The organism is Massilia sp. CT11-108, assembly GCF_047302915.1.
GTDB classification, from domain to species: Bacteria; Pseudomonadota; Gammaproteobacteria; order Burkholderiales; family Burkholderiaceae_D; genus Telluria; species Telluria orientalis.
Map to the genome: position 1 here is coordinate 1 of NZ_JBKYMO010000259.1, position 8099 is coordinate 8099.

General features: G+C 63.3%; 9 protein-coding genes. 8 read left to right on the forward strand and 1 reads right to left on the reverse strand.

The annotated features are described in order from the left end of the window. Window positions 1-130: 130 nt before the first annotated feature. Window positions 131-1123, reverse strand: coding sequence for a malate dehydrogenase (locus tag ACEN88_RS19385; protein WP_413342138.1), 993 nt, complete (start codon window positions 1121-1123; stop codon window positions 131-133). 263 nt (window positions 1124-1386) lie between these two features. Between ACEN88_RS19385 and ACEN88_RS19390 the strand changes: the two genes are divergently transcribed. From ACEN88_RS19390 to ACEN88_RS19425, 8 genes are all read left to right on the forward strand, one after another. Then, window positions 1387-2184: a GntR family transcriptional regulator gene (locus ACEN88_RS19390; protein WP_413342150.1), complete on the forward strand. Its 798-nt coding sequence runs from the start codon at window positions 1387-1389 to the stop codon at window positions 2182-2184. Between the two features lie 138 nt (window positions 2185-2322). Continuing rightward, the gene (gene sdhC / locus ACEN88_RS19395) at window positions 2323-2745 is read left to right on the forward strand and encodes a succinate dehydrogenase, cytochrome b556 subunit (RefSeq protein WP_413342140.1); all 423 of its coding nucleotides are present in this window, start codon (window positions 2323-2325) and stop codon (window positions 2743-2745) included. Window positions 2746-2747: 2 nt separating this feature from the next. Beyond that, window positions 2748-3116, forward strand: a complete 369-nt coding sequence (sdhD, locus tag ACEN88_RS19400) for a succinate dehydrogenase, hydrophobic membrane anchor protein (RefSeq protein ID WP_036240800.1) — start codon at window positions 2748-2750, stop codon at window positions 3114-3116. A gap of 2 nt (window positions 3117-3118) precedes the next feature. Next, entirely contained in the window at window positions 3119-4897 is a 1779-nt protein-coding gene (gene sdhA / locus ACEN88_RS19405) for a succinate dehydrogenase flavoprotein subunit (protein ID WP_413342142.1), read from the forward strand. Between the two features lie 14 nt (window positions 4898-4911). Then, window positions 4912-5622, forward strand: coding sequence for a succinate dehydrogenase iron-sulfur subunit (locus tag ACEN88_RS19410; RefSeq protein ID WP_413342144.1), 711 nt, complete (start codon window positions 4912-4914; stop codon window positions 5620-5622). Between the two features lie 90 nt (window positions 5623-5712). Continuing rightward, a complete protein-coding gene (locus ACEN88_RS19415) occupies window positions 5713-5979 on the forward strand; it encodes a succinate dehydrogenase assembly factor 2 (protein WP_036240314.1) in 267 nt (88 codons plus the stop codon). Window positions 5980-6042: 63 nt separating this feature from the next. Next, window positions 6043-7344, forward strand: coding sequence for a citrate synthase (gene gltA / locus ACEN88_RS19420; RefSeq protein WP_413342146.1), 1302 nt, complete (start codon window positions 6043-6045; stop codon window positions 7342-7344). A 91-nt stretch (window positions 7345-7435) separates the two neighbouring features. Beyond that, complete coding sequence (locus ACEN88_RS19425; protein ID WP_413342148.1) at window positions 7436-7972, forward strand: dihydrofolate reductase family protein; 537 nt, start codon at window positions 7436-7438, stop codon at window positions 7970-7972. Window positions 7973-8099: the final 127 nt, after the last annotated feature.

The window sequence follows — 8099 nt, forward strand, 5'->3', positions numbered from 1 at the left end:
GTCGCGGGTTTTGGGGGCTGCCGCCGGTCGGGCGGCGGGGCGGGTGGGCGCGTTTAAAAAATCCGGCTATTGTTGCTTGGGGTCTTATAAAAATCCGGGGGGCGGGGGGCGCCGGCCGCCCGTTGTGGAATTACTGGCCCAGCAGGTGAGCGACGCCTGCGCGCTCTTCGTTCAGTTCGTTCAGGGTCAGGTTGATGCGCTCTTGCGAGAACGCGTCGATGTCCAGGCCTTGCACGATCTTGTACTCGCCGTTCTCGGTGGTCACCGGGAAGCCGAAGACGATGCCTTCCGGAATGCCGTACGAACCGTCCGACGGCACGCCCATCGTGGTCCACTTGCCGTTGGTGCCCAGCACCCAGTCACGCACGTGGTCGATGGCGGCGTTGGCGGCCGAAGCAGCCGACGAGGCGCCGCGGGCGTCGATGATGGCGGCGCCGCGCTTGCCGACGGTCGGCAGGAACGTGTTGGCGTTCCATTCCTGGTCGTTGATCAGGTCCTTGACCGACTTGCCGTTGACCGTTGCGAAACGGTAGTCGGCGTACATGGTCGGCGAGTGGTTGCCCCAGACGACCATCTGCTCGATGTCGCCGACGGCAGTGCCGGTCTTGGCGGCGACTTGCGACAGGGCGCGGTTGTGGTCCAGGCGCAGCATGGCGGTGAAGTTCTTGGCCGGCAGGTTCGGGGCCGATTTCATCGCGATGTGGGCGTTGGTGTTGGCCGGGTTGCCGACCACCAGGACTTTCACGTCGCGCGACGCGACGGCGTCCAGTGCCTTGCCCTGCACCGTGAAGATCTGGGCGTTGGCTTCCAGCAGGTCTTTACGCTCCATGCCCGGGCCGCGCGGACGGGCGCCGACCAGCAGGGCGACGTCCGCGTCCTTGAATGCGGTCATCGGGTCGCTGTGGGCGGTCATGCCGGCCAGCAGCGGGAATGCGCAGTCTTCCAGTTCCATCATGACGCCTTTCAGCGCCTTCTGTGCTTTTTCGTTGTCGATCTCGAGCAGCTGCAGAATGACCGGCTGGTCCTTGCCCAGCATGTCGCCGTTGGCGATGCGGAACAGCAGGGAATAGCCGATCTGGCCGGCCGCGCCGGTAACGGCAACGCGCTTAGGGGTTTTAGCCATGATGAATCTCCAAAGTGGGAAAGAAAAACGGGGCGACGCAGAGGATACGCCAGTTTGGGAAAACTGCAATCATACCAAAAGCACTACCCACGAGCCGGGCGTGCGACGGTTGCCGACAGGCGGGGCGCCCACGCTCGATCGATCGCGAGTGTATGCCCGTACGATTCCATCTGTCAATTCATATCATATGTCTTATATAAGACACATAATCTGAGGGTTTCTCCACTGGACGGACAATGGGATTTATGAAAAAATCGATGTCTATGAACCCAGCCCCGTCCAATCCGAACAGCAATGGCGCCACGACTACGAGCGCCGGCAGCGCTGTCGGCGGCGCGGCGCCTTCCCCCACATTCTCTCCACTTTACCAGCAGATCAAGGCGCTCATCACGCAGAGCCTGCAGTCCGGCGAATGGAAACCGGGCGAGCTGATCCCCAGCGAAGTCGAGCTGGCCGGCCGCTACAAGGTCAGCCAGGGCACCGTGCGCAAGGCCATCGACGAGCTTGCCGCCGAGCACCTCGTCGTGCGCCGCCAGGGTAAAGGTACGTTCGTCGCGACCCACAACGAGGCGCGCGCCCACTTCCGTTTCCTCAAGCTGATGCCCGACGAGGGCGTCCCCCAGCATTTCGATCACGAATACCTCGAGGTGAAGCGCATCCGTGCGCCGGCCGAGGTGGCGCGCCTGCTCGACCTGAAATCGGGCGACGCGGTCGTCTATATCAAACGGCTGATGAGCGACGGCGGCGCGCCGACGATCCTGGAAGAACTCTGGCTGCCGGGGCAGTTGTTCAAGGGACTGACGGCCGAGCGTCTCGCGGAATACAAGGGCCCGATGTATGGACTGTTCGAATCGGAATTCGGCACGCGCATGATCCGCGCGTCGGAAAAGATCCGGGCGGTAGCGGCCGATGCACCGACGGCGCAGGCGTTGAAAGTACCGGAAGGAACGCCGCTGCTGTGCGCGGACCGGGTGTCGTTCACCTATGGAGACAAGGCGGTCGAGTTGCGGCGCGGGCTGTATCTGACCTCCAAGCATCATTACCAAAACGAATTGTCGTGAATTGTTTTTGCGGCGGATCTATGCTGCTGCATGAATCGCTTGCAGCGATTACAATGCCTTGATTTTGGGCAAGCGTCGAAGAGCAACCCGGCGTAGTCCGGAGTCAATATAAATAAACGCTTTAAGGGAGGTGTTCCAATGTCCGAAGCCGTGAAGAACGCGCAAAAAAGAGGGCAGCCGATCCGTAATGTGAACATTACGGATATCACGATGAACTACAAGCAGCCGCCGTCGGCCATCGTGTCGATCCTGCACCGTATCAGCGGCTTCGTGCTGTTCCTCTTCCTGCCGTTCCTGCTCTACCTGTTCGAGCAGAGCATCCGTTCCGAGATCTCGTTCGCGCACTTCGCCGGGATCGTCAGCCATCCGTTCACGAAGATCGTCATCCTGGGCCTGTCCTGGGGCTACCTGCACCACTTCTGCGCCGGCATCCGCCACCTGTTCATGGACAACCACATGGCCCTGGACAAGGACGCGGCGCAGCGCACCGCGCGTTACGTGCTCGTCGTCGCCCTGGCGCTGACCCTGCTGGTCGCTCTCAAACTGTTCGGAGTGTTTTGATCATGGCTACCCCCAAGAATATCGGACAGCGCCGCCTCGTCGTCGGCGCGCACTACGGCATGCGCGACTGGCTCGCCCAGCGCGTCACCGCCATCGTGATGGTCATCTTCACCGTCATCCTGCTGGTCTCGTTCCTGACCGGCCAAAACTTCACCTACGAAGGCTGGGCCGGCCTGTTCGCCCGCCAGTGGTTCAAGCTTTTCACGATGGTCACGTTCTTCGGCCTGTTCTACCACGTGTGGGTGGGCATCCGTGACATCTGGATGGACTACGTCAAACCGGTCGGCATCCGCCTGACCCTGCAGATCGCCACGGTGCTCTGGCTGCTCGCCTGCGCCGCCTGGACTGTGCAAATTCTCTGGAGCGTGTAATCGTGGCAGCAATCAACACCAACATCCCCGTCCGCCATTTCGACGTCGTCATCGTCGGCGCCGGCGGCTCCGGCCTGCGCGCGGCGCTGCAACTGTCCGAAGCGGGCCTGAACGTGGCCGTGCTGTCGAAAGTGTTCCCGACCCGCTCGCACACGGTCGCGGCGCAGGGCGGCATCGGCGCATCCCTCGGCAACATGAGCGAGGACGACTGGTACTGGCACATGTTCGACACCGTCAAGGGGTCGGACTACCTGGGTGACCAGGACGCCATCGAATTCATGTGCCGCGAAGCCCCGAAGGTCGTGTACGAGCTGGAACACTTCGGCATGCCGTTCGACCGCAACCCGGACGGCACGATCTATCAGCGTCCGTTCGGCGGCCACACCGCCAACTTCGGCGAGAAGCCGGTGCAGCGCGCCTGCGCCGCGGCCGACCGTACCGGCCACGCGCTGCTGCACACGCTGTATCAACGTAACGTCCGCTCGCGCACGCACTTCTTCGTCGAATGGCAGGCGCTGGACCTGGTCCGCAATGCCGACGGCGACGTCCTCGGCGTCGTCGCGCTGGAGATGGAAACGGGCGACGTCATGATGCTGCAGGCGAAAACGACCGTGTTCGCCACGGGCGGCGCGGGCCGTATCTTCGCCGCGTCGACCAACGCCTTCATCAACACCGGCGACGGCCTCGGCATGGCGGCACGTGCCGGCATCCCGCTGCAGGACATGGAGTTCTGGCAGTTCCACCCGACCGGCGTGGCCGGCGCGGGCGTGCTGATCACGGAAGGCGTGCGCGGCGAGGGCGGTATCCTCATCAACAGCAACGGCGAACGCTTCATGGAGCGCTACGCGCCGACCCTGAAAGACCTGGCGCCGCGCGACTTCGTCTCGCGCTCGATGGACCAGGAAATCAAGGAAGGCCGCGGCGTGGGCCCGAACAAGGACCACGTGCTGCTGGACCTGCGCCACATCGGCGCGGACACGATCCGCAAGCGCCTGCCGTCGATTCTCGAGATCGGCCACAAGTTCGCCAACGTCGACGCGACCAAGGAACCGATCCCCGTCGTCCCGACCATCCACTACCAGATGGGCGGCATCCCGACCAACATCCACGGCCAGGTCGTCACGCCTGACGGTACCGGTTCGCAAAAGGTCGTCAACGGCCTGTACGCGATCGGCGAATGCTCGTGCGTGTCGGTGCACGGCGCGAACCGCCTGGGCACGAACTCGCTGCTGGACCTGGTGGTCTTCGGCCGCGCGGCCGGCAACCACATCGTCGCGCAGAACCTGAAGGAGCAGGGCAACCGCGCGCTGCCGAAGGATTTTGCCGACTACGCGCTGGGCCGCCTGAACCGCCTGGAAAATTCCACCGGCGGCGAGAAGGTGCAGGACGTGGCCAACGCGATCCGCGCGACGATGCAGAAGCACTGCGGCGTGTTCCGCACGCAGGCGCTGATGGACGAAGGCGTCAAGGAAATCATGGCCCTGGACGAGCGCCGCAAGCACGTCTCGTTCAAGGACAAGTCGAAGGTGTTCAACACGGCGCGCATCGAAGCGATCGAGCTGGACAACCTGATCGAAGTGGCCAAGGCGACCGTCGTGTCGGCTGCGGCGCGCAAGGAATCGCGCGGCGCCCACGCCCACAGCGACTACGAGCAGCGCGACGACGTGAACTGGATGAAGCACACCCTGTTCTACTCGGAAGGCAACCGTCTCGACTACAAGCCGGTGGTGACCAAGCCGCTCACCGTCGACACGTTCAAACCGAAGCCCCGCACGTTCTAACTAGGTACGAAATAATGGCACGCACAGTCCACCTGAAGATTTACCGCTACGATCCGGACAAGGATTCGAAGCCCTATATGCAAGACGTCACCGTCGAGCTGAAAGACACCGACAAGATGCTGCTGGACGCGCTGCAGCGCATCAAGGCCGACGTCGACGACTCGCTCGCGCTGCGCCGCTCGTGCCGCGAAGGCGTGTGCGGTTCGGACGCGATGAACATCAACGGCAAGAACGGCCTGGCCTGCACGACGAACCTGAACGAGCTGACGCAGCCGATCGTGCTGCGTCCGCTGCCGGGCCTGCCGGTCATCCGCGACCTGATCGTGGACATGACCAACTTCTTCAAGCAGTACCACTCGATCAAGCCGTATTTGATCAACGACTCGATCCCGCCTGAAAAGGAGCGTCTGCAGTCGCCGGAAGAGCGTGAAGAACTCGACGGCGTGTACGAGTGCATCCTGTGCGCGTGCTGCTCGACGTCGTGCCCGTCGTTCTGGTGGAACCCGGACAAGTTCGTCGGTCCGGCCGGCCTGCTGCAGGCGTACCGCTTCATCGCCGACTCGCGCGACGAGGCAACGAACGAGCGCCTGGACAACCTGGAAGACCCGTACCGCCTGTTCCGCTGCCACTCGATCATGAATTGCACGGACGTGTGCCCGAAGGGTTTGAACCCGAACAAGGCCATCGGCAAGATCAAGGAATTGCTGGTACGCCGCGCGATCTAAACCCGGCTCATCGAACCGAAACAGTAAAACTACCGTACTGCCGGCCTCCGGCAGCCGGAGTATAGTGTTGACCCAACAACGGACTCTAGTGTGAATACGCATCAATCCGACCCCGCCAACCGTGCCCGCCTGCGCTGGCGCGCCCGCCGCGGCCTGCTCGAGAACGACCTGATCCTCACGCGCTTCCTGGATGCGCATGAAGAAACCATGACGGACGAGGAAGTCGATGCGCTGACCCGTCTGCTGGACCTGGCGGATAACCCGCTGATGGACCTGCTGCTGGGCCGCGCCGAGCCCGAAGGCGAGGTCGACCTCCCGCACGTCCGCGCCCTGGTGGCGCGGCTGCGGCAAGCCTGAGCGAAACCGGAAGATTTCGTTTTATTTTGTCTTGTAGACTCACCTCCCAAAGAAGGAAGTGCCATGAACATCTCTGATACCAAAGCCACCCTGTCGTTCTCGGACGGCAGCCCATCGGTAGACATGCCGATCTACAAAGGCACGATCGGCCCGGACGTCATCGACATCCGCAAGCTGTACGGCCAGACCGGCAAGTTCACCTATGACCCTGGCTTCATGTCGACCGCCGCCTGCCAGTCGGCCATCACCTACATCGATGGCGACAAGGGCGAGCTGCTGTACCGCGGCTACCCGATCGAGCAACTGGCCGTCAACTGCGACTTCCTGGAGACCTGCTACCTGCTGCTGAACGGCGAACTGCCGAACGCCAAGCAGAAGGAAGAATTCGTCGCCACCGTGACCAAGCACACGATGGTCCACGAGCAGATGCAATTCTTCTTCCGCGGCTTCCGCCGCGACGCGCACCCGATGTCGGTGCTGGTCGGTACCGTCGGCGCCCTGGCGTCGTTCTACCACGACTCGCTGGACATCAACGATGCCAAGCAGCGCGAGATCTCGGCCATCCGCCTGATCGCCAAGCTGCCGACCCTCGTCGCCATGGCATACAAGTACTCGATCGGCCAGCCGTTCGTGTACCCGCGCAACGACCTGTCGTACAGCGCGAACTTCATGCGCATGATGTTCGGTAACCCGTGCGAAGAGTACAAGGTCAACGACGTCCTCGTCCGCGCCCTGGACCGCATCCTGATCCTGCACGCCGACCACGAGCAGAACGCATCGACCTCGACCGTCCGCCTGGCCGGTTCGTCGGGCGCCAACCCGTTCGCCTGTATCGCAGCCGGTATCGCCTGCCTGTGGGGCCCGGCACACGGCGGCGCGAACGAAGCCGCACTGAACATGCTGAAGGAAATCGGCTCGGTCGAGAACATCCCGGCCTTCATCGAGAAGGTCAAGGACAAGAACTCGGGCGTGAAGCTGATGGGCTTCGGTCACCGCGTGTACAAGAACTTCGACCCGCGCGCCAAGCTGATGCGCGAAACCTGCCACGAAGTGCTGAACGAACTGGGCCTGCAGGACGACCCGCTGTTCAAGCTGGCGATGGAACTGGAAAAGATCGCCCTGAACGACGACTACTTCGTGTCGCGCAAGCTGTACCCGAACGTCGACTTCTACTCGGGCATCGTGCAGTCGGCCCTGGGCATCCCGGTCTCGCTGTTCACCGGTATCTTCGCGATGGCCCGTACCATCGGCTGGATCGCCCAGTGGAACGAGATGATCGCCGATCCGGAACAGAAGATCGGCCGTCCGCGCCAGCTGTTCGTCGGTTCGACGGTCCGCGACGTGCCGACCATCGACAAGCGTTAATCGACGTATCCCGTCGTCGGAAAGCGAGTCTGCGGGCTCGCTTTTTTTACGCCTTCGTATAAAATATACGGTGTATAAATAAGGAGACTTCATGACGACCGGACACGTATTCATCGCCACGAGCCTGGACGGCTACATCGCGCGCCCCGACGGCGACATCGGCTGGCTGCTCGCCCGCGACGACCCGAACGAAGACCACGGCTACGATGCGTTCATCGCCGACAAGGACGCGATCGTGATGGGCCGCGGCAGCTACGAGAAGGTGGCGACGTTCGACACCTGGCCGTACGACCGGCCGGTGCTCGTGCTGTCGCGCCAACTGGCCGGTACGCCCGTTCCCGACCGCCTGCGCGGCAAGGTGCGTTTCGCGGACCTGTCACCGCCCGATGCCATGCGCGCCCTGGAGCAGGAGGGCGTCCGCCGGGTCTACGTGGACGGCGGCCAGGTCGTGCAGGCATTCCTGCGCGCCGGGCTGATCGAGGACATGGTCATCACGACCGTGCCCGTCCTGATCGGGGCGGGCCGGCCGCTGTTCGGGGCACTCCCGGCCGACCGCGACCTGGCCCTCGTCGCCAGCCGCAGCTTCCCGTCGGGCCTCGTGCAATCCACGTACCGCGTGCTGCCATGACGCGCCCGCGCGGCCGGCGCGCGGGCGGGCAGGGCGGGACGCTGGCTGTTATAGACATAAGCGAGCCCACCAGCCGGGCGTACATCGCGGGTGGCGGCGGGTGGGGGAGTAATTAATGGGGTGGGGG